This window comes from Streptomyces sp. S465, from assembly GCF_026898115.1.
Lineage (GTDB): Bacteria > Actinomycetota > Actinomycetes > Streptomycetales > Streptomycetaceae > Streptomyces > Streptomyces luomodiensis.
The window spans coordinates 4,775,815-4,797,230 of sequence record NZ_CP114036.1; the positions used below are offsets into that span (position 1 = coordinate 4,775,815).

General features: G+C 71.5%; 15 protein-coding genes and 2 pseudogenes. 8 read left to right on the top strand and 9 right to left on the bottom strand.

Translation table 11 applies throughout. The features are described from left to right. Positions 1 to 87 precede the first annotated feature (87 nt). The 5 genes from N6H00_RS20130 to hisC all read right to left on the bottom strand — a co-directional run bounded on the left by N6H00_RS20130 (position 88) and on the right by hisC (position 9,757). The gene (locus N6H00_RS20130; RefSeq protein WP_268973180.1) at positions 88 to 1,779 is read right to left on the bottom strand and encodes a GAF domain-containing sensor histidine kinase; all 1,692 of its coding nucleotides are present in this window, start codon (positions 1,777 to 1,779) and stop codon (positions 88 to 90) included. Between the two features lie 237 nt (positions 1,780 to 2,016). Continuing rightward, entirely contained in the window at positions 2,017 to 5,799 is a 3,783-nt protein-coding gene (gene cydD / locus N6H00_RS20135; RefSeq protein WP_268973181.1) for a thiol reductant ABC exporter subunit CydD, read from the bottom strand. 25 nt (positions 5,800 to 5,824) lie between these two features. Continuing rightward, positions 5,825 to 6,832: a cytochrome d ubiquinol oxidase subunit II gene (gene cydB, locus N6H00_RS20140; protein WP_268973183.1), complete on the bottom strand. Its 1,008-nt coding sequence runs from the start codon at positions 6,830 to 6,832 to the stop codon at positions 5,825 to 5,827. Between the two features lie 16 nt (positions 6,833 to 6,848). Continuing rightward, a complete protein-coding gene (locus tag N6H00_RS20145; RefSeq protein WP_268973184.1) occupies positions 6,849 to 8,456 on the bottom strand; it encodes a cytochrome ubiquinol oxidase subunit I in 1,608 nt (535 codons plus the stop codon). A 221-nt stretch (positions 8,457 to 8,677) separates the two neighbouring features. Then, the gene (gene hisC / locus N6H00_RS20150; protein ID WP_268973185.1) at positions 8,678 to 9,757 is read right to left on the bottom strand and encodes a histidinol-phosphate transaminase; all 1,080 of its coding nucleotides are present in this window, start codon (positions 9,755 to 9,757) and stop codon (positions 8,678 to 8,680) included. Positions 9,758 to 10,162: 405 nt separating this feature from the next. On the opposite strand from hisC, the gene N6H00_RS20155 reads away from it, so the two are divergent. From N6H00_RS20155 to N6H00_RS40560, 5 genes and pseudogenes are all read left to right on the top strand, one after another. Then, the gene (locus N6H00_RS20155) at positions 10,163 to 11,263 is read left to right on the top strand and encodes a LacI family DNA-binding transcriptional regulator (protein WP_268973186.1); all 1,101 of its coding nucleotides are present in this window, start codon (positions 10,163 to 10,165) and stop codon (positions 11,261 to 11,263) included. A 242-nt stretch (positions 11,264 to 11,505) separates the two neighbouring features. Next, entirely contained in the window at positions 11,506 to 12,705 is a 1,200-nt protein-coding gene (locus N6H00_RS20160; protein WP_443072988.1) for a metallophosphoesterase, read from the top strand. A 191-nt stretch (positions 12,706 to 12,896) separates the two neighbouring features. Then, positions 12,897 to 13,745: a hypothetical protein gene (locus tag N6H00_RS20165; protein ID WP_268973187.1), complete on the top strand. Its 849-nt coding sequence runs from the start codon at positions 12,897 to 12,899 to the stop codon at positions 13,743 to 13,745. Positions 13,746 to 13,911: 166 nt separating this feature from the next. After that, positions 13,912 to 14,169, top strand: a pseudogene (locus N6H00_RS40555) (BRO-N domain-containing protein); the annotation flags it as partial. A 9-nt stretch (positions 14,170 to 14,178) separates the two neighbouring features. Further along, entirely contained in the window at positions 14,179 to 14,736 is a 558-nt protein-coding gene (locus N6H00_RS40560; protein ID WP_443073270.1) for a DNA-binding protein, read from the top strand. 221 nt (positions 14,737 to 14,957) lie between these two features. On the opposite strand, the gene thiC is transcribed toward N6H00_RS40560, so the two are convergent. After that, entirely contained in the window at positions 14,958 to 16,727 is a 1,770-nt protein-coding gene (thiC, locus tag N6H00_RS20175) for a phosphomethylpyrimidine synthase ThiC (protein WP_268973189.1), read from the bottom strand. Positions 16,728 to 16,907: 180 nt separating this feature from the next. On the opposite strand from thiC, the gene N6H00_RS20180 reads away from it, so the two are divergent. Then, on the top strand, positions 16,908 to 18,362 hold the full coding sequence (locus N6H00_RS20180) for a YibE/F family protein (RefSeq protein ID WP_268973190.1): 1,455 nt from the start codon (positions 16,908 to 16,910) through the stop codon (positions 18,360 to 18,362). A 275-nt stretch (positions 18,363 to 18,637) separates the two neighbouring features. Here N6H00_RS20180 and N6H00_RS20185 read toward each other — a convergent pair whose 3' ends face one another. The 3 genes from N6H00_RS20185 to N6H00_RS20195 form a co-directional block, all read right to left on the bottom strand. Then, positions 18,638 to 19,075 (bottom strand): SsgA family sporulation/cell division regulator, encoded by a 438-nt coding sequence (locus tag N6H00_RS20185; RefSeq protein ID WP_268973191.1) that lies wholly within the window; start codon positions 19,073 to 19,075, stop codon positions 18,638 to 18,640. A 597-nt stretch (positions 19,076 to 19,672) separates the two neighbouring features. After that, entirely contained in the window at positions 19,673 to 19,867 is a 195-nt protein-coding gene (locus tag N6H00_RS20190; RefSeq protein ID WP_030827636.1) for a DUF5326 family protein, read from the bottom strand. Between the two features lie 192 nt (positions 19,868 to 20,059). Then, a complete protein-coding gene (locus N6H00_RS20195) occupies positions 20,060 to 20,377 on the bottom strand; it encodes a cupin domain-containing protein (protein WP_268973194.1) in 318 nt (105 codons plus the stop codon). Positions 20,378 to 20,443: 66 nt separating this feature from the next. Between N6H00_RS20195 and N6H00_RS20200 the strand changes: the two genes are divergently transcribed. Continuing rightward, positions 20,444 to 20,824, top strand: coding sequence for a phage holin family protein (locus tag N6H00_RS20200; protein ID WP_268973196.1), 381 nt, complete (start codon positions 20,444 to 20,446; stop codon positions 20,822 to 20,824). A gap of 87 nt (positions 20,825 to 20,911) precedes the next feature. Further along, a pseudogene (locus N6H00_RS20205) lies at positions 20,912 to 21,346 on the top strand (low molecular weight protein-tyrosine-phosphatase); the annotation flags it as partial. Positions 21,347 to 21,416 lie beyond the last annotated feature (70 nt).

Sequence of the window (21,416 nt, forward strand, 5' to 3'; positions counted from 1 at the left end):
GCGTCAGCCCCCGCAACGCCCCGTCGACCTGCTCCACAGCACCGCGCCGGCCCGTCTCCACCCACGGCACCGCGCGAGCCCGCCCCCTCACGGCACCGCGTCTGGCACCCCTTCACCACCCGGCAAGGGGGCCTCCCACACCACCGTCGTACCGCGCCCGCCTTCCCCGAGTCCGGGGCCGACGGTGCTCGACCCGCCCAGCGCCTCCGCCCGCCGCACCAGGTTCGCCAGGCCGCTGCGCCGCCCGTCCTCGGGCACGCCCACTCCGTCGTCCGCGACCGTCAGCCGCACCCCCGGCCGCCCGTCCGCGAGCCGCGCGGTCGCGTCCACGACCACCTCGATCCGCTCCGCCCGTGCGTGCCGGAAGGCGTTGGACAGCGCCTCGCGCAGCGCCGCGACGAGATGGGCGCCGATCACCGTGCCGACCCGGGAGTCCACCGGGCCCACGAAGGTCAGGGACGGCTGGAAGCCCAGCGGTACGGCGGCCGTGCCGACCTCCCGCAGCACCCGGCCGCGCAGCCCGGCCGGTGCCTCCGGCGGGGCCTGTTGCAGCGCGAAGATCGCCGTGCGCACCTCCTGGACGGTGGCGCCCAGTTCCTCGACGGCCCGCTCGATCAGCTCCCGCACCTCCGGCGCGTCCACCCGGCGCTCCGCGCTCTCCAGCATCATCCCGGTCGCGAAGAGCCGCTGGACGACGAGGTCGTGCAGATCGCGGGCGATCCGGTCGCGCTCCTCACGGACCGCGAGTCGCTCCCGGTCGCGCTGCGCCTCGGCGAGCACCAGCGCGACCGCGGTCTGGGCCGCGAACTGGGCGGCCAGGGCGCGCTCGGTGGCGGTGAACGGGCGGGCGCCGCGCTCACGCGGGACGGCCAGCGCACCGAGCACCCGGTCCCCGCTGCTCAGCGGCAGCATCATGCTCGGCCCGTAGCGCCCCGGGAGGGTACTGAGCAACGGATCGGCGGCCGGATCGTCGATCCGGACCGGCAGCCCGGCCAGCAGCCTCGGTACGGCCGGGGCGCGGGCCGGGAGCACCGCGCCGAGCAGCGCGGACGGCTCCCCGGCGGCCACCGCCGCGACCTTCAGCCCGCCGCCGTCCTCCGGCAGCAGCACGATCCCCGCCGCCGCGTCCGCGACTTCCCGGGCCTTCTCGGCGATCACGGTCGGCCCGTCCTCGGCGGCGCCGGACAGCAGTGCGTGGGTGACCGCCACCGATCCCTCGATCCAGCGCTCGCGCTGCCGGGTGGCCCCCTGGACGCGGGTGTGGCCGATGGCGATCCCCGCCTCGGTCGCCAGCACCTCGACCAGATGGCGATCGGACGCGGTGAACGGACCGCCGCCGCGTCTCCCGGCCAGACAGAGGATGCCGAAGGTCTCCTCCCCGACCCGGAGGGGGACGGAGAGATACCCGCCCGGCGGCCGGGGAGCCCGGGGGGCCGTCGGCGCTCCGGCCCGCCGCACGTCGGCGAGCAGCGCCGCACACCGCTCCCGGTCGGCCTCGGTCGCGCCGTATGTGACCACATCGGCCAGACCTCGCTCCCCGGCGGCGTCCCCACCGGGGTCATGCACCCCGATCACGGCACGTCGGGCGCCCACCAGCTCGGCCGCGGTACGGACGATCCGGTCGAGGACGGTGTGCGGGTCCGGCCCGGTACCGAGGGAGCGCATCGCCTCCAGCAGCCGCGGCAGCCGCGCCGTGAGCTCGGTGGACAGCCCCCGCAGACCGCGGGTCGCCTCCGCGGCCATATCCAGGGGGTCGGGGGAGGGAGCAGCGGCCGCCATGCCGTCGAGCCTAGTGAGTACCGCGGGCGAACGCTCTGCCCGCACCGGGACCCCGCTCAGGGCCGTCGCACGCCAGGACCGCCCAACGCCCTACTCGGCCAGAACCCGCCTAACGCCCCACCCACGCCAGAACCCGCCTAACGCCCTACCCACGCCAGAACCCGCCGCACGCCAAGGACCCGTGTCACGGGGCGCCGCACGCTGAGAACCTCAGGGGCGCCGCACGCGGCACCCGCCTCACGCGGCGCCCAGGTGCCCCGCGACCGCCAGGGTGCCGACGCCGTCCTCCGCCGCCTCGCGTTCCAGCATCCGGCGGAACGGACCGTCGGCCGAGGCCAGGTCCTGGTAGGTGCCGCGCTGTACGGCCCGGCCCCCGTCGAGCACGATCACCTCGTCGACCGCGTCGAGGCCCGCCAGCCGGTGCGTGATCAGGACGGTGGTACGCCCCTGGGTCGCCGACAGTAGGTCGGCCGTGAGCGCGTCGGCCGTGGGCAGGTCCAGATGCTCGGCGGGTTCGTCCAGCACCAGCACCGGGAAGTCCGCCAGCAGCGCGCGGGCCAGCGCCAGCCGCTGCCGCTGGCCGCCCGAGAGCCGCGCCCCCTGCTCGCCCACGAGCGTGTCCAGACCGTCCGGCAGCCCGTCCACCCAGTCCAGCAGCCGGGCCGCGGCCAGCGCCGCGCGAAGCTCGTCCTCGGTCGCGGCGGGGCGCGCCAGCCGCAGGTTCTCGCGCAGCGAGCTGTCGAAGACATGGGCGTCCTGGGCGCACAGGCCGACGAGACGGCGCACCGCGTCCCCGTCCAGGGCAGCGGCGTTCCGGCCGGCCAGGGTGTAGGTGCCGCCGTCGGCGTCCAGGAACCGGAGCAGCACCTGGGCGAGGGTGGTCTTACCGGCCCCCGACGGGCCCACGACCGCGACCCTGCGCCCCGGGCGCAGCTCCAGGCCGAATCCGTCCAGGGCGGGGTCGGACTGCCCGGGGTGGCGCGCGGTGATCCCGCGCAGCACCAGCGGATACGGGGCGTCGGGTGCCTTCTCGCGCCGTGCCTCGTCGGGCTCGCGCACCGGAAGCGGCTCGTCCATCACCTCGTACACCCGCTCCTCGGCCCGCCGCACCCGCTGCCGGTGCTGCACCGCGAGTGGCAGTCCCGCGACGGCCTCGAAGGCGGCGAGCGGGGTCAGCACCACGACCGCCAGCCACACCCCGTGGATCCGGCCGTCCGCCACGGCCGGCACCCCCAGCCACGCCGCGGCCGCCACGGTCAGCCCGCAGACCAGCGCGGACAGCCCGGCGCCCGCGCCGGTGGCGGCCGCCGCCCGCCGGGCGATCCGGGTGAGCACCCCGTCGGCCCGGCGCACCGCGTCCAGCCGGCGCGGCAGCGCGCCCGCGACGGTCAACTCGGCGGTTCCCGCGAGCAGGTCGACGACCTGCGCCGACAGGGCACCGCGCGCCGGTGCCAGCCGGCGCTCCGCCCGCCGCGCGACCGCCCCGGACACGGCGGGCACCACGACCCCCGCCACCAGCAGCCCCGCCGCCAGTACGGCCCCGGCCTCGGGCAGCACCCAGGTGAGGAACCCCACCGAGGCCACGCCGACGGTCAGCGCGCTGCCCACGGGCAGCAGCCAGCGCAGGAAGTAGTCCTGGACGGTGTCCACATCGGCCACCAGCCGGGACAGCAGATCGCCGCGGCGCGTCCGGCCGAGCCCCGCGGGCGCGAGCCGCTCCAGCCTCCGGTAGACGGCGACCCGCAGTTCGGCCAGGACCCGCAGCACGGCGTCGTGCGAGACGAGGCGCTCGGCGTAGCGGAAGGCGGCCCGGCCGATCCCGAACGCCCGGGTCGCGGTGACCGCCACCATCAGATAGAGCACGGGCGGCTGCTGCGCGGCCCGCGAGATCAGCCATCCGGAGACGGCCATCAGCCCGACCGCGCTCAGCAGGGCGAGACTCCCGAGCAGCAGCGCCAGCCCGAACCGTCCGCGCCACCCCCGCGCGGTACCCCGCACCCGCGCGAGCGCACCCCGCGACGCGCCCCGCCGTACCCGCGCGGCAGGGCCGTGCGGCACGGTCCGGCCCGTGGCGTCAGGCCCGGTCCGCGCCTCACCCGGCCGCCCACCGGGGCCGGTGTCCGCCGTCGCCTCGTGCGCGGCACCCGACACGGCCACCGGCACCCGCCCCGGGCCCGGCCGCTCCAGCGCCGGACCCGCCGCCTCCGGCCCGGATACCCGCGCCTGGGCACGCGGGTGCCCGCCCGCGCACGCGACGGGCACGCAGACGGCATCCCCACCAGAGGCAGCAGCCTTAGAGACAGCGGACCCAGAGGCAACAGTCCCAGAGACAGCAGCCCGACGGGCAACAGCCCCAAGGCCAGCAGCACCAGAGACGCCACCCGGCCCCGGAAGGCGCAGCACCCGGTCGGCCAACGGCAGCAGCGCCGGGCGGTGGACCACCAGCAGCACCGTGCGGCCCTCGGCCAGCCGCCGCACCGCCTCGACGACCGACGCCTCCGTCTCGCCGTCGAGGTTCGCGGTGGGCTCGTCCAGCAGTAGCACCGGCCGGTCGGCCAGGAAGGCGCGCGCCAGGGCGATCCGCTGCCGCTGGCCCGCGGACAGCCCCGCGCCCATCTCGCCGAGCCGGGTCTCGATCCCGTCCGGCAGCGCGGAGACGAAGCGATACGCGTCCGCGTCCCGCAGGGCGGTCCGTACCGCCTCGTCATCGGCGTCCGGCCGGGCCAGCCGGACGTTCTCCGCGATCGTCCCGGCGAAGAGATACGGGCGCTGGGGCACCCAGGCGATCTGGCGTCGCCAGCTCTCCGGGTCCAGCGCGGCCAGGTCCCGGCCCCCGATCAGCACCCGGCCCTCGTCCGGCGCCGCGAAGCCCAGCACGGCGTCCAGCAGCGTCGACTTCCCGGCGCCGCTGGGCCCCACGACGGCCACCGTCTCCCCGGGGCGGATCTCGAACGAGGTCCGGGCGAGGGACGGTTCGGTACGCCCGGGGTGGCGGACCACCAGCCCGTCCAGCGCGAGCGCGGCGGACCGGGCGTCGGGGGCGGAGACACCTCCCCTGTGCGCGGGTTCGCGCTCCAGCACCGCGAACACCTCGTCCGCCGCCGCCAGCCCCTCCGCCGCCGCGTGGTACTGCGCGCCCACCTGCCGCAGCGGCAGATACGCCTCGGGCGCCAGTACCAGCACCACCAGTCCGGTGAAGAGGTCCATCTCACCGCGTACCAGCCGCATCCCGATGTCGACCGCGACCAGCGCGACCGACACCGTGGAGAGCAGCTCCAGGGCGAAGGAGGACAGAAAGGCCAGCCGCAGTGTCTTGAGCGTGGCCCGCCGGTAGTCGCCCGTGATGGCACGGATCGAAGCGGCCTGGGCCTTGGCCCGGCCGAAGACCTTGAGGGTCGGCAGTCCGGCGACGACGTCGAGGAAGTGCCCGGACAGCCGGGACAGCAGCCGCCACTGACGGTCCATCCGGGACTGGGTGGCCCAGCCGATGAGCGCCATGAACAGCGGGATCAGCGGCAGCGTGACGACGATGATCAGGGCCGAGACCCAGTCCGCGGTGACGATGCGGGCGAGCACCGCCACCGGCACCACCACGGCCAGCCCCAGCTGCGGCAGATAGCGCGCGAAGTAGTCGTCCAGCGCGTCGATGCCCCGGGTGGCGAGGGTGGTGAGCGCACCGGTCCGCTGGGAGTCCAGCCAGCTCGGCCCCAGCCGCACCGCCCGCTCCAGCAGTCGCAGCCGCAGCTCCGACTTGACCGCCGCGCTCGCCCGATGGGCGGCCAGCTCGGTCAGCCAGGAGACGACCGCCCGGCCGACGGCGACCAGCGCCAGCAGCCCCAGTGGAAGCATCAGCGCCCGTACGCCGTCGCCCCGCTGGAAGGCACCCACCACGATCTCGGCGATCAGCATCGCCTGCGCGATGACCAGTCCCGCTCCGGCCAGGCCCAGCGCCACGGAGGCGGCCAGGAAGAAACGGGTGGCTCGTGCGTGGCGCAGCAGCCGGGGGTCGATTGGTTTCACGTGAAACACACCATCCCGCGAGCGCTCAGTGCCCGGCCGGCTCGGGGATGTGGTGGGTGCCGATCCGCTTGCGGAAGACCCAGTACGTCCACGCCTGGTACGCCATGATCAGCGGCGTCATGATGCCCGCGACCCAGGTCATGATCTTGAGCGTATAGGGGCTGGAGGCCGCGTTCGCCGCCGTCAGGCTCCACGCCGGGTCCAGCGAGGAGGGCATCACCTCGGGGAAGAGGGCGAGGAAGAGCATCGCGACGGCCGCCGCGATGGCCACCCCGGACAGCGCGAACGCCCAGCCCTCACGCCCCCGCTGGTTCATGATCAGAGCCACCGCCAGCGCCAGGACGGCGAGGACGACCGCCACCAGACTGCGGGCGTTCCCGCTGTCGCTCTGCGTCCAGACCAGGAACGGCACCGAGACCACGACGGTGGCCAGCCCGAGCCCGGTCGCGCACCGCCGGGCCCGCACCCGGATGTCCCCGACCGTCTTGAGCGCGGCGAAGACGGCGCCGTGGAAGGTGAACAGCACCAGCGTGACCGCCCCGCCCAGCAGGGCGTACGGCGTGAACAGGTCCGTCGGACCGCCCGCGTAGTTCCCGTCCCGGCCGATCGGCACCCCGTGCACCAGAGCGGCGAAGATCGCCCCCCAGAGGAACGCGGGCAGCAGCGAGCACCAGAAGATCACATGTTCCCAGTTGCGCTGCCAGCGGTCCTCGGGGCGCTTGTGCCGGTACTCGAAGGCCACACCGCGCAGGATCAGGCAGACCAGGATGGCCAGCAGCGGCAGGTAGAAGCCGCTGAAGAGCGTCGCGTACCAGTCGGGGAAGGCCGCGAAGGTCGCCCCGCCCGCCGTGATCAGCCAGACCTCGTTGCCGTCCCACACCGGCCCGATCGTGTTGATCAGGACCCGGCGCTCGGTGCGGTCGCGGGCGAGCAGCTTGGTCAGTACGCCGATACCGAAGTCGAAGCCCTCCAGGAAGAAGTAGCCCGTCCACAGGAAGGCGATCAGCAGGAACCAGAAGTCGTGAAGGTGCATGATCCTCTCCGGCCGGTCAGTACGCGAAGGTCAGCGGCTTGTCGGCGTCCTCGTCCTCGGCGGCGGCCCCGCCGGCCGGACCGCCCGGACCGCCCGGACCGCCCGAGGGCAGCCGCAGCTTCGGGTCCTTGGCGGGCGGCTTCTCGTCGGTGTCCGGTCCGGCCTTGGCGTACTTGGTCAGCAGCCGCACCTCGATCACCGCGAGCACCCCGTACAGCAGCGTGAAGACGCCGAGCGAGATCAGTACCTCGGTCCGGCCGACCCCGGGGGAGACCGCGTCGGCGGTCTTCATCAGCCCGTAGACCGCCCAGGGCTGCCGGCCCATCTCGGTGAAGATCCAGCCGAAGGAGTTGGCGATCAGCGGGAAGCCCATGGTGAGGATGCCGATGCGCCAGGACCAGGTGGACAGCAGCGGGCTCAGCTCGCGCTTCTTGGTGAGCATGAGCCGGGGGACCTCGTCCTCGCCGGTGCGGAAGGCGGGGTCGAGCCACCGCTTGCGCCGGGTCGTCCACAGCCCGATGAGTCCGGCGACGAACGAGGTCATGCCGAAGCCGATCATCAGCCGGAAGCCCCAGAAGGTCATGAAGATGCTGGGGATGTAGTCATCGGGCTGACCGCCGTAGGCGGCGGCCTCCCGCTGGGCGATGTCCGTGATACCGGGGACGGAGTCGGTGAAGTTGCTGTGCGCCAGGAAGGAGAGCACCCCGGGCACCTCCAGCTCGACGCTGTTGTGGCCCTTGCTGACATCGCCGACGGCGAAGACCGAGAAGGGTGCGGGTGCCTGGGTGTCCCAGAGCGCTTCGGCGGCCGCCATCTTCATCGGCTGCTGCTCGAACATCACCTTGCCGAGCTGGTCACCGCTGATCGCGGTGCCGAGACCGGCGATGACCGCGACGACCAGACCCACCCGCAGCGAGGCCCGCATCGCGCCGATCCGCTTCGTCCCCTTCTCGCCCAGCTCCTCGCCGCGCTCGCGCCGGCGCTTGGCCCGCAGCAGATGGAAGGAGGAGACGCCGATGACGAAGGCGGCGCCGGTGAGGAAGGCCGCGGTCAGTGTGTGGAAGACCACGACCAGGGTGGTGTTCTGGGTCAGCACCGCCCAGATGTCGGTGAGCTGGGCCTTTCCGGTGGCCTTGTCGATCGTGTAGCCGGTCGGGTGCTGCATCCAGGAGTTGGCGGCCAGGATGAAGTACGACGAGAGGATCGTGCCGATCGAGACGATCCAGATGCAGGCGCAGTGGATCTTCTTGGGCAGCTTGTCCCAGCCGAAGATCCACAGACCTATGAAGGTGGACTCGAAGAAGAAGGCCAGCAGGGCCTCCATCGCGAGCGGGGCACCGAAGACATCACCGACGAAGCGGGAGTAGTCCGACCAGTTCATACCGAACTGGAACTCCTGCACGATGCCGGTGACCACACCCATCGCGATGTTGATCAGGAAGAGCTTGCCCCAGAACTTGGTGGCGTGGAAGTACTTCTCCTTGCCCGTGCGGACCCAGGCGGTCTCCAGACCTGCGGTGATCGCGGCGAGAGAGATCGTCAGGGGCACGAAGAGGAAGTGGTAGACGGTCGTGATACCGAACTGCCATCGCGCCAGCGTCTCCGGCGCCAGAGCCAGATTCACCCGAATCTCTCCTTACGGTCGTGCCTGCCCGCGAGCGAGCTTGTGAACGTATTCACATTCACAAGCCATGATACGCATATGGCTTCGCCCCCTCCCACGGGGGTGGGTAGGGGGCGAATGGGACACGTATGGGTATGCTGCCCGCCGCACGGAAGGCCCGATGGGCCCCTTGACGGCTCCGGAGGCGGCCGTCCCGCGGAGCCCGGCACTCCGCGCCGGGTTCAGAGCTCCTTGCGGAACTCCTCCGCGGCCCGCAGGAAGATCTCGTTCGCCTCGCGCTCGCCGACCGTCACCCGCACACCCTCGCCCGGGAACGGCCGGACCACCACGCCCGCCGCCTGGCACGCCGCGGCGAAGTCGGCCGTGCGCTCCCCCAGCCGCAGCCAGACGAAGTTCGCCTGGGAGTCCGGGACCGTCCAGCCCTGGGCGGCCAGCGCCTCCCACACCCGGCCCCGCTCGGTGACCAGCGCGTCCACCCGCTCCCGCAGCGCGTCCTCACTGCGCAGCGAGGCCACCGCCGCGTCCTGGGCGAGCTGGCTGACGCCGAACGGCACCGCCGTCTTGCGCAGCGCCGCCGCCACCGGCTCATGAGCGATCGCGAAGCCGACCCGCAGCCCGGCCAGGCCGTACGCCTTGGAGAAGGTGCGCAGCACGCACACGTTCGGCCGGTCACGGTAGAGGTCGACGCCGTTGGGGACCCGCTCGTCCCGGATGAACTCGACGTACGCCTCGTCCAGCACCACCAGCACATCGGACGGCACCCGGTCCAGGAAGCGCTCCAGCTCGGCGCGGCGCACCACGGTGCCGGTCGGGTTGTTGGGGTTACAGACGAAAATCAGCCGAGTACGGTCGGTGATCGCGTCCGCCATCGCCTCCAGATCGTGCTCCTCGGCGTCGGTCAACGGGACCTGCACCGACGTCGCGCCCGCGATCTGAGTGATGATCGGATATGCCTCGAAGGACCGCCAGGCGTAGATCACCTCATCGCCCGGCCCCGCCGTGGACTGGACCAGCTGCTGGGCGACGCCGACCGAGCCGGTCCCGGTGGCCAGATGCTCCAGCGGCACGTCGAAGCGGTCCGCGAGCTCGGCGATCAGCTCGGTGCAGGCGAGGTCCGGGTAGCGGTTGAGAGCGGCGGCGGCGTTCGCCGCGGTCTCCAGCACCCCGGCCAGCGGCGGATAGGGGTTCTCGTTGGAGGACAGCTTGAAGGCCCGGGGGCCGCCCGCGGCGGCCGGCTTGCCGGGCTTGTACGTCGGAATGCCGTCCAGCACGGCGCGCAGCTTGGGGCTCTTCTCGGTCACCGACAGTCCTCCTCGACCCATCCTGTCCCGGGCCGTGTGCAGCGTTCGCACACGGCAATACTGCACACCTTATGAGGATTCCCCCGTTCCGCGTACCCGCCGGGCGCCGCCGCGTACCCGCCCCCGGCGCCCGCGTACCGACCGGGGGGAGCGCCCCGCTTTTCCGCGCGCGCCCGTGGCGAGCGCCGTGGCGCGCATCCCCCGTGCAGGTGAGTTGAGACCTCTTCGAGACATGTATCAAACAGCAGGCACAGATATGCCAAAGGCGACCAGAGGCCCGACGGATGGCCCAACTGGCTTCCATTCCAAGGGAATTGAGGAAGGCGCTCATGCAGAAACGTGCCTTCCGAATACCGATGGCGGAATCGCGCAGACCGCCCGCCCGAGCCCTACTATCGGCTGGCCATGACAGCAGCAGGGAAGCACCAGGTGAGCCGGTCGGCCGGCCGCCGGTTAGGGCGGGCGGGCATCCGGGACGTGGCCGCCGCCGCCGGGGTCTCGATCACGACCGTCTCCGACGCGCTCAACGGCAAGGGCCGGCTCCCGGAGGCCACCCGCCGCCATGTCCGCGAGGTCGCCGAGCGGCTGGGTTACCGCCCGTCCGCAGCGGCCCGCACCCTCCGTACCGGCAAGTCCGGCCTCATCGGCCTGACCGTGACCACGTACGGGGATGAACCTTTCACCTTCACCGAGTTCGCCTACTTCGCCGAGATGGCGCGGGCCGCCACCTCCGCCGCGCTGGCCCGCGGCTACGCCCTCGTCATCCTCCCCGCCACCTCCCGCCACGACGTGTGGTCCAACGTCGCCCTCGACGGCACCGTGGTGATCGACCCCTCCGACCACGATCCGGTCGTCACCGAGCTGCTGCGCCAAGGCATCCCCGTCGTGAGCGACGGCCGCCCGGCCGGCGCCCTGCCCGTCACCGCCTGGGTCGACAACGACCACGAGGCGGCGGTGCTCGGACTGCTCGACCATCTCGCCGAGGCCGGCGCCCGCCGGATCGGACTGCTCACCGGCACCTCCACCGACACCTACACCCGGCTGTCCACCACGGCGTACCTGCGCTGGTGCGAACGTGTGGGACAGGACCCGGTCTATGAGGCGTACCCGGCCCACGACCCCTGTGCCGGGGCCGTCGCCGCCGACCGGCTGCTCGCCCGCCCCGACCGCCCCGACGCGGTCTACGGCCTCTTCGACCCCAACGGCACCGATCTGCTCGCCGCCGCCCGCCGCTACGGACTGCGCGTCCCGGACGATCTGCTGCTGGTCTGCTGTAGCGAATCGACCGTTTACCGCACCACCGAGCCACCCATCACGACCCTCTCACTCAAACCCCGCCGGATCGGCACGGCGGTCGTCCAGCTGCTCATCGACGCCATCGAGGGCCTTGACCCCGACCAGCCGGTCGAGCAGGTCATACCCACCGAATTGATGGTGCGGACGTCGTCACAGCGCCGTCCGCCGCGTACGACGGTCAGCGCCCCGCGCAGCCGCGCCGGAGGCTGAACTGAGGCTGACTCAAGGACGTCCCGAGAATGACCCGGGGAGGACCTGAGGCCAATGGGCTTCCCCTACCGGGCCAATCCGGGATAAAAGTCCGTCCAAGCAGGAGTGAGCACCGATTGACGGCACCCTGGTGCGTCACAAGCCCTCACGGTCATTCCTATGATGGGCGGACGACACCGCGGACCGCCGTCGACCAGGCAAGGTCCACAAGGTGGCACGGCGGCGTGATGGTGGAGGGGTCGATGACTCAGGGGGCCGGTCTGGAAGCCACGGCAGGGACCACGGGCGCGATCCCACCCGTGCCCGCGTACGGGGCGTCCACCCCGCCCAGCGGGGTCGCGCCCGCGGCCGTACCGCCCGGCTCCGCCCCCGCCGCACCGGGCCCCGCCGCGCCCGTACCGCCGCCCGCGCCCGCGCCCGGAGAGCCCGTGCCCGCCCCCGGGGCGCCCGCGCCCGCCACGCTTCCGCCCGCCGAGTACACCCCGACCGAGCGGCTCCCCGTCCTCGGCCCGGGGCACACCATCCCGGACACCCCGCTCGTCCCGCCGCAGGACCGCCCCACCGTCGCCCTCACCCCGGTGCCCGAGCCCGAGCACGGCCCGCTCGCCAAGGACGAGGGCCCCGGCCCGCTGTACGTCGTGGGCGATGTCCACGGCTACCACGACGAACTGCGCGAGGCACTCGCCGCCGAGGGCCTCATCGACGCCAAGGGCAACTGGGCCGCGGGCAACGCCCGGCTGTGGTTCCTCGGCGACTTCACCGACCGCGGCCCGGACGGCATCGGCGTCATCGACCTGGTCATGCAGCTCTCCGCCGAGGCCGCCGCCGCGGGCGGCTACTGCAAGGCGCTGATGGGCAATCACGAACTGCTGCTGATCGGCGCCAAGCGATTCGGCGACACGCCCGTCAACTCCGGTGCCGGAACGGCCTCCTTCCAGGCCGCCTGGCTGCTGAACGGCGGTCAGCACACCGACATGGAGCGGCTCGAGGACCACCACGTCCAGTGGATGTCCCGGCTGGACGCGATGGCGGAGGAGGACGGGCATCTGCTGGTCCACTCCGACACCACCGCCTATCTGGAGTACGGCGACTCGATCGAGGCCGTCAACGACGCCGTCACCGAGACACTTCAGCGCAGCGACGCCGACGAGTGCTGGGACCTGTTCCGCAAATTCACCAAGCGGTTCGCCTTCCGCGACGAGGAGACCGGGCCGACAGCCGCCCGCGAACTGCTCGACACCTACGGCGGGCAGCGCATCGTCCACGGCCACAGCCCCATCCCGTATCTGCTCGGCGAGGTCGGCTCGGAGGACGGCGAGGACGGCGGCACGCCCGCCGTCGAGGGCCCGCACGTCTACGCGGACAACCTCGCGGTGGCCATGGACGGCGGCATCACCATGGCCGGAAAACTGCTGGTCGTCCAACTTCCGCTGGCCAACTGAGGATTCAGCGGGCATTCCCCGGGGCAGATAGACAGTTTCCGCGGCGCGGAAGCAATTCGCGAAACCTGCTGTCACCCCGCGCCGGATCGGCTCTACCATCGGCTTATCCGTCGCAGGCTCTCCTCCGTTTCCGCCGGACTGCCCGGTGAAAGCCGGCGTCACGGCCCTACGGAGCATCGGGGGATGCACCCATGAAAAGCGCTCCGCACCTGCTGCCCGAGGACCGCCCGGAGTTCGAGCGGGTTCTCGACGAGGCATTGCGCACCGCGGACCGCCGCCCGGACCTCACCGGCATCGGGCAGCGGCTCACCGCCGAACAGCTGCGCACCATGGCGCTCGGCGCCTCGGCCGCGATCTCGGCATGCGCGGCCGCCGAGTACCAGGAGTACCGCGCCACTCGCGCCAAACTACGCGAGCCCATGCCGCGCTTCCCGCTCGGCGGGGACGCCGGTGAGCGCGAGCACCCGGACGGGACGGCGGGGCTCGCCGGCGCGATGCAGGACGCCGCGGGGGCGGGGCTCGTCGCCATGCTGGCGGTGCTGGCCCCGGTGCTCGCCGGAACCGCCGCGATCATCTTCCTCATCGTCGGCTACGTCCTCAAGGTCCTGGACCCCGCCCCGTCCATCGCACAGCCGATGGTCACCGCGGGCTGGCTCTTCGCCGCCCTGACCGCCGCGGGCATCCTGGTCGCCGCCGTCGGCCTGCTCCTGACCGCGCTGCGGAACGGCTCCAGCGCGGTCCGGGGCGAGGCGCGCAGCGAGCTGCTCGAGGAGGTGGACCGCGCCAGAGAGGTCTGGCGCCAGGCCCTGCTGGAGCGCGGCATCCTGCCGTTCCTCCGCGAGGCCCTGGCCAACCCCTCGGCCCCGTCCCCCTCCGCCTACGTCCCGAGAAACCCCGAAACCGTCAGCCGCACCCCGCACCTCGGCTACAGCCGTCCCGGCTTCAGCACCGAACGCGAAACCCCCAGGTCCCGCCCCCACTACAGCAGCCCGGACTACACCAGCCCCGACTACGGCGGGCCGGAGCACCAGCCGGATTAGCACTGGTGGGCGGTTTGTCCACGGAATGATCCATTACCAGCCTATCGAGCGAACTTCCGCCCGTTCGGGGGAATTGCGCGCCGGTTGTGTTTAGCGTCCGTCGCGGAGGTGATGCGCGATGCGCAAACACAACACACCGCAGGGATCATCGGCCCGGCGCGACGCCATGGACGTCAACGATTTCGTCTACGCGGCCACGGGGGCCCGAGTCCGAAGGTTGACCCTGCCCAACGGAGAGCACTGGTTCCCCGCTGCCGACGTATGCCGAGAGCTCGGCTACACCACGACGCGAAAGGCTCTCCTCGATCATGTACCGGAAGAGCGGCGAGAGTCTCTCGAGACTGTGACTGGAAGTCACAGTCTCAGCATTCCCGCAGGTAGGGAATGGCGACGAGACTTGCAGCTCGTCGATCTAGAAGGACTCATCCTCTTGGTGAACGGCTGCACCAAGCCCACGTGCCTGCCCTTCAAACAGTGGGTGTCGAGGGTGATCGCCACCATCCAGCGCGAGGGCTCGTACGCGCTGGACGTCTCGGAGGTCTCCCGCCCCGTACCACCGACCGAGCTCATGGACGCGATCGTCCGACTGGAGATGCGGACTGAACGCTTCCATACGGAAGTACTGGCTTCCCTCCACCGCTCCGAGCAGGCATGGTCACAAATCCTCGATGCTCTGGGCTGCCGATCGGGCGCGGAGCCCGAACCCGACAAGCGAGAGCTGAGGCTCAGGACGGAAGACCTGTTCGCGCAGTGGAAGGACCGGCTGAGCATCACCGAGGACGTGTGGGCGGTGGCCGTCTACATCATTCCCACACTGGCGGAAGCCGGCCGGGTCGGTCACTCGCTGGAGACGCTCGCGAGCAAAACGGGGCTCACCCGGCAGCGGGTCCACGCCTGTCTGCGGTTCCTTCAGAAGCACCGCTGCATCCGCCAGCAAGGGGTGACGGACGGCGGGCAGCCGGTCTATGTGGCCGAGCTGCCGCCCGCGTAGCCGCACAGAAGGGTCCGAAGTCGCAAAACGACGTTGCGGCTTCGGACCCAACCCGCAGCGTAGCGCCTGACCTTCCTGCCACGTGACGCTTTCGGCAACCTGACGGATCTCCACCTTCCGCGGAGCGTCGCGCACCGGGCGCGACGGGCGCCACGACGCGGAGACGCCGGCCCCCGGGAACCGCGTTCCCGGGGGCCGGCGGCCGGAATCCGTGGTGCGCCTCAGTCCGTGATCGGCAGGTAGACGCGGTTGCCCGCGGCGGCGAACTCCTTGGACTTCTGGGCCATACCGGCCTCCGCCTCCGCCTCCACCGTGTCCATCGCACCGCCGTGCTCGCGGCGGATGTCCTGGGAGATCTTCATCGAACAGAATTTCGGTCCGCACATCGAGCAGAAGTGCGCCGTCTTGGCCGGCTCCGCCGGAAGCGTCTCGTCGTGGAAGGAGCGGGCCGTGTCCGGGTCGAGGGCCAGGTTGAACTGGTCCTCCCAGCGGAATTCGAAGCGCGCGTCGGACAGCGCGTCGTCCCACGCCTGGGCGTCCGGGTGCCCCTTGGCCAGATCGGCCGCATGGGCGGCGATCTTGTAGGTGATCACGCCGGTCTTGACGTCATCGCGGTCCGGCAGGCCCAAGTGCTCCTTGGGGGTGACGTAGCAGAGCATCGCCGTGCCCCACCAGGCGATCATCGCCGCGCCGATGCCCGAGGTGATGTGGTCGTAGGCGGGGGCGATATCGGTGGTGAGGGGGCCCAGGGTGTAGAACGGGGCCTCCTCGCAGATCTCCTGCTGGAGGTCGATGTTCTCCTTGATCTTGTGCATCGGGACATGGCCCGGCCCCTCGATCATCGTCTGGACGCCGTGCTCCTTGGCGATCCGGTTGAGCTCACCGAGCGTCCGCAACTCCGCGAACTGCGCCTCGTCATTGGCGTCGGCGATCGACCCCGGGCGCAGTCCGTCACCCAGCGAGTAGGTGACGTCGTACGCCGCCAGGATCTCGCACAGCTCCTCGAAGTGCGTGTAGAGGAAGGACTCCTTGTGGTGGGCGAGGCACCACGCCGCCATGATGGAGCCGCCGCGGGAGACGATGCCGGTCTTGCGGCGGGCGGTCAGGGGTACGTACGGCAGCCGGACGCCGGCGTGGACGGTCATGTAGTCGACGCCCTGCTCGGCCTGTTCGATGACCGTGTCCTTGTAGATCTCCCAGGTCAGTTCCTCGGCCTTGCCGTCGACCTTCTCCAGCGCCTGATAGAGCGGCACCGTGCCGATGGGCACCGGGGAGTTGCGCAGCACCCATTCGCGGGTGGTGTGGATGTTGCGCCCGGTCGAGAGGTCCATGACCGTGTCGGCGCCCCAGCGGGTCGCCCAGGTCATCTTCTCGACCTCCTCCTCGATGGAGGAGGTGACGGCGGAGTTGCCGATGTTGGCGTTGACCTTCACCAGGAACCGCTTGCCGATGATCATCGGCTCGATCTCCGGGTGGTTGACGTTGGCCGGCAGGACGGCGCGGCCCGCCGCGATCTCCTCCCGGACCACCTCGGGGGAGACGTTCTCGCGGAGCGCCACGTACTCCATCTCCGCCGTGATCTCCCCCCGCCGCGCATAGGCGAGTTGGGTCACGGGGACGCCTTCCCGACCGCGCCGCGGCTGGCGCGGCCGGCCGGGGAAGACCGCGTCGAGGTTGCGCAGCCCCCCGCGGGGCGCGGTGTGTTTGATCCCGTCGTCCTCGGGACGGACAGGACGGCCCGCGTACTCCTCGGTGTCACCGCGGGCGACGATCCAGTTGTGCCGCAGCGGCTCCAGGCCGCGGCGGACATCGGTTTCGATGGTGGGGTCGGTGTACGGACCGGACGTGTCGTACAACGTCACGTCCTGGCCATTGGTGAGGTGCACCCGGCGGACCGGGACCCGAAGGTCCGGACGTGAACCCTCGACATATCCCTTATGCCAGCCGAATTCGGCCTTCTCGGCACGTGTGTGTGCATCCTGCTGAGTCATGAGACCCACTCCCTACGCCGGCATTACCCGGTAACAGGTTCAGCGGTCGGCGCAGCTGTCAGCGTCAGCGCCCTCTCAGCCCGGTGCTCCGAGCTCCCGCGATTGCAAAGGTGGTCCCCACGCTAACGGTTTATCCACAGTGCTGACCAGGGGGCCCACTTCTCTTGCGATGATGCGACCGTGACCGCCATCCAGCAGGACCACCCGCCCGAGCAGCCCCGCCCCTCCGACCAGGCCCATGGCCACGGACACGGACACGGACACGGACACGGCCATGCGCACGGCCACTCCCACGGCCATTCCCACGGCCACGGTCCGGCCACCCCTGTCTCGGCCCGCCTCCGCAAGGTCATCGCGGCGGTGCTCATCCCCTTCACCGTCGCCGTCGTCGCCGGTCTGATCGTGCTCTGGCCGGGCGGCACACCCGACCACAAGGCGAACGGCCGCAGCGGCCTCGGCTTCGACCAGCAGACCGTCGCGGGGCGAGTGGTGAAGGTCGAGGAGGTGAACTGCGCCGATGTCAACGCCCAGCCGCAGGCGCCCACCGAGCCCGGCCAGGACAGCGCCGCCCAGAACGGCGCCTCCGGGCAGGACGGGAAGAACAGCGTCTGCGAAAAGGCCACCATCGAGGTCACCTCGGGCAAGGACAAAGGCCGCACCTTCCCCGAAATCGTCCAGCCCAATGCCTCCCGCCACTTCAGCGCCGGGCAGGAGCTGAAGCTGGCATACGCCCCCAAGGCGCCCAAGGACCTCCAGTACTCCGTGTCCGACGTCGACCGGTCGATGCCGATGGCGCTGCTCGCGGGGCTGTTCGCGCTCGCCGTCGTGGTGGTGGGGCGGCTGCGCGGGGTGTTCGCGCTGGTGGCGCTGGCCATCAGCTTCGGCGTGCTGACACTGTTCATCCTCCCGGCGATACTCCAGGGTTCCAATCCGCTGGTGGTCGCGGTCGTCGGGGGCAGCGCGATCATGCTGCTGGCGCTCTATATGTGCCACGGCCTGACGGCGCGTACATCGGTCGCCGTGCTCGGCACGCTGGTGTCACTGCTGCTGATCGGGGTGCTCGGCTCGCTGTTCATCGGCTGGGCGAGCCTGACCGGCAACACCGACGACCAGACCGGGCTGGTACACGGCCTCTATCCGAACATCGAAATACGCGGGTTGCTGCTCGCAGGCGTGATCATCGGCTCGCTGGGGGTGCTGGACGATGTGACGGTCACCCAGACCTCAGCGGTCTGGGAGCTGCGGGACGCGGACCCGACCGCGTCCCGGCGCACGCTCTACGGGGCGGCGATGCGGATCGGGCGGGACCACATCGCCTCCGTCGTGAACACCCTGGTGCTGGCCTACGCGGGCGCGTCGCTTCCGCTGCTGCTGCTGTTCTCCATCGCGGACAGCAGCGTGGGCACAGTCGCCACGAGCGAGATCGTGGCGGAGGAGATCGTACGGACGCTCGTGGGCAGCATCGGGCTCGTCGCCTCGGTGCCGGTGACCACGGCGCTGGCCGTGCTCGTGGTCTCGGCGGACCGTGCGCCGGCGGCGGCCGGCGGCGGGGAGCGAACCGGCACGGGCGCCCAGGGAGCCTCCCGGGCCGGCCGGAGCGGACGCGGGCGGCGGCGCCGGGCGAAGACCCGCTGAGCCGGCCGGGGCACGCCACCCCGGCGGTTCGCGGGACCCGGCCCGGCGGTTCCCCGGTTCCGGCCCGCCCGTTCGCCGACCCCGGCCGGTGGTTCGCGGGACCCGGCCCGACGGTTCCCCGGTTCCGGCCCGCCCGTTCGCCGACCCCGGCCGGTGGTTCGCGGATCCCGGCCCGGCGGTTCACCGGTTCCGGCCCGGCGGTTCGCGGGACTCGACCGCGCCACCGCGCACCAGCCGCGCCGCCGCGGGCCGGCCTCGGCCCGCGCATCCGGCGCTCAGCCCGCGTACCGGTCCTCGGCCAGGATGCGGTCGAGCTCGGCGTCGAGGTCGCCGACCGGATCGCAGGCCATCGGCTCCTGGCCGAAAGGCACCACCCGGTCCGTCCGGTCCAGGAAGGCCACGAGAGGAGCGGCGCCGGCCCGGAACAGGGCCCGCTCACAGCCCACCTGAAGTCTGATGAAGACGTCGGAGAGCCCCTCGGGCGAGGCGGGGGCGATGCGCACATCCCCCTCGCCGGTGGGTCTGCTCAACCCGTCCAGCAGCAGCTCCCGGGCGAAGGACCAGCTCACCGGCGCGTCACCGGGCAGATGGAAGGTGATCTCGACCGCATAGGGGTCACTGCTGTCGTAGGACAGCTCGACCGGGATCCGGAAGGAGAGATCCTGCGACACCAGGAAGGTCATCGTCACTTCCGCCTGGACTGTGTCACGCATGTCACGCATCGTTCGCCGCCCCGGGTTGTTTGCGCTTGGCCGCCGACTCTGGAGAGTAGCGACTCGATTGCGCTGCGGAGTCGGTTTGCCTCATGTGAGGGAACGAAAATGGCCAGTGTTGCCGTGGGGAGACCCACACGTCCGGACGGTGCCGTCCCGGTGGGCGGGGGATCGGGGCCGGCGCACCGGCCATATCGAAGATCGCTGTCGTCAACAGGCACCCCCGGGGTGTGTTGCGAGGCAGACGCCGAAAGGAAGAGCGAGGAAGAACGCCGAGGACTCGCACTCTAACGGCAGGGGTGCCGCCGGGCCGTGCTCCCGCCCCGGCGGTATCCCTCGCGCGGCGTATCCGCGCGAGGCGGGGTCCGACAGGGCCCGCCCGCGCGATGCGACAGATCCTGGGGGAACGCGACGGGGAACGCGACAGGCCCTGGGGCGCGTCAGGCCGACGGAGACGCGTCAGCCCCTGAGGGACCCGTGAGACCGGACCGACCCGTCAGACCCGACCGGAACCCGTCAGAACGGCGGGAACGAGCAAGGGCCCCCGGGAACGTGCCGTGCGCGCCATGGGGACGCGTCGAGCGCCGTGGGGGCACGTCAGGAGGTGAACTTCCGTACGACGTAGATCAGCCCGGCGATCAGCGCCACCAGCAGCAGCGCCTTGAAGACGAGGCTCACCACGAACCCGATCACGCTCATGATCAGGCCGCCGAACACGGCGAGCACGAGGACCGGTATCGCGATCCAGGTCACCCACCACGGCAACCCCTGGAATATCCCCTTCGTGGTCACGTGACTCCCTGCTTTCTCTGCACGCCGTGGGCCCGGCACCGACGGCCGGTCCGCCCTGCCGTCGATGCTAGGACGGGACGGAAGCGCGCGGGCGGCCCGCGCCCCCCGTCCTCCCCTGACCGGACCCCTACGGGACCGGCCCGCGGCACATCAGCTCCGCGATGGACCAGACGGCGACAGCCCTCCGGCGGCTCAGCCCTCCGGCGGCGAGAACACCACCAGCACCCGCAGGTCCTCGGTGATGTGGTGGAACTTGTGCGCCGTGCCCGCCGGTACGTACACCACGCTGCCCCGCGCCACCTGCGTCGTCTCCATCCCCACCGTGATCGACGCCCGGCCGCTCACCACCATGTACACCTCGTCCTGGCCGTGCGGCGACTGCGGGTCGGCCTGGCCCGCGTCCAGCGCGTAGAGTCCCACGGACATGTTCCGCTCCCGCAGGAACTGTAGATACGCGCCGTTGTTCGCGGCGCGCTCCGCCTCCAGCTCATCCAGCCGGAACGCCTTCATTCGCCTCTCCACCCCTGTGTACGGTGCCCCTGCCTGTGGCGGGGCCGGTCTGCGACGATCTCAGCCATGAAGAATTTTCTCGTCAAGACGATCGCGAACGCCGGTGCCCTCGGCGTCGCCATCTGGCTGCTCAAGGACATCACGCTCACCGGTGAGAACACCGGCCGCAAGGCGCTCACCCTCATTCTGGTCGCGCTGGTCTTCGGCGTGGTGAACGTGGTGGTCAAGCCGATCGTCAAGCTCCTGGCCTTCCCGTTGTTCATCCTGACCCTGGGGCTGATCACGCTGGTGATCAACGCCCTGATGCTGCTGCTGACCTCATGGCTGGCCGGAAAGCTGGATCTCAGCTTCCATGTGGACGGTTTCGGCACCGCCGTGCTCGGCGGTCTGATCGTCGCCATAGTCGCGTGGGCCCTGCACGTCGTGCTGCCCGAGGACGATGACTGATCACGGCCGGAGATGATGGACGGCATGAGAGACCCGTCGCCCTACCGTGTCTGCTTCGTCTGTACCGGCAACATATGCCGCTCGCCGATGGCCGAATCCGTCTTCCGCTTCCATGCCGAGGAAGCCGGGCTGGACGGTCGCGTCGAGGTGGACAGCGCGGGCACCGGGCCCTGGCACGAGGGCGACGGGGCCGACCGCCGTGCCGTCGACGTGCTCACCGCCCACGGCTATGAGCAGGATCACATCGCGCGCCAGTTCCGGGCCGAGTGGTTCGAACGCCTCGATCTGGTCATCGCCTTGGACAGCGGCCATCTGCACGAGCTGCGCGCGCTCGCCCCGACCCCGCACGACGCCGCGAAGGTGCGGCTGCTGCGGAGTTACGATCCGGACGCGGACCAGGACGCGCTGGGCGGCCTCGATGTGCCGGACCCCTACTTCGGCGGGACGGACGACTTCGAGGAGTGCCTGGAGATGATCGAGGCCGCCAGCGGCGGGCTGCTGGACGCGGTCGCCGAGGCCCTCGACGCCGCGGAGCGGACCGGAAGCACGGCGCGCGCCGAGAGCGCCGAGAGCGCCGAGAACAGCACCCAGG

What these genes read in the sequence shown, in the direction of transcription:
- N6H00_RS20130 (WP_268973180.1), bottom strand. Translation starts at nt 1,779, where the DNA reads ATGGCGGCCGCTGCTCCCTCCCCCGACCCCCTGGATATGGCCGCGGAG.
- cydB (WP_268973183.1), bottom strand. Translation starts at nt 6,832, where the DNA reads ATGCACCTTCACGACTTCTGGTTCCTGCTGATCGCCTTCCTGTGGACG.
- N6H00_RS20155 (WP_268973186.1), top strand. Translation starts at nt 10,163, where the DNA reads ATGACAGCAGCAGGGAAGCACCAGGTGAGCCGGTCGGCCGGCCGCCGG.
- N6H00_RS20160 (WP_443072988.1), top strand. Translation starts at nt 11,506, where the DNA reads ATGACTCAGGGGGCCGGTCTGGAAGCCACGGCAGGGACCACGGGCGCG.
- N6H00_RS20165 (WP_268973187.1), top strand. Translation starts at nt 12,897, where the DNA reads ATGAAAAGCGCTCCGCACCTGCTGCCCGAGGACCGCCCGGAGTTCGAG.
- thiC (WP_268973189.1), bottom strand. Translation starts at nt 16,727, where the DNA reads ATGACTCAGCAGGATGCACACACACGTGCCGAGAAGGCCGAATTCGGC.
- N6H00_RS20185 (WP_268973191.1), bottom strand. Translation starts at nt 19,075, where the DNA reads ATGCGTGACACAGTCCAGGCGGAAGTGACGATGACCTTCCTGGTGTCG.
- N6H00_RS20195 (WP_268973194.1), bottom strand. Translation starts at nt 20,377, where the DNA reads ATGAAGGCGTTCCGGCTGGATGAGCTGGAGGCGGAGCGCGCCGCGAAC.
- N6H00_RS20200 (WP_268973196.1), top strand. Translation starts at nt 20,444, where the DNA reads ATGAAGAATTTTCTCGTCAAGACGATCGCGAACGCCGGTGCCCTCGGC.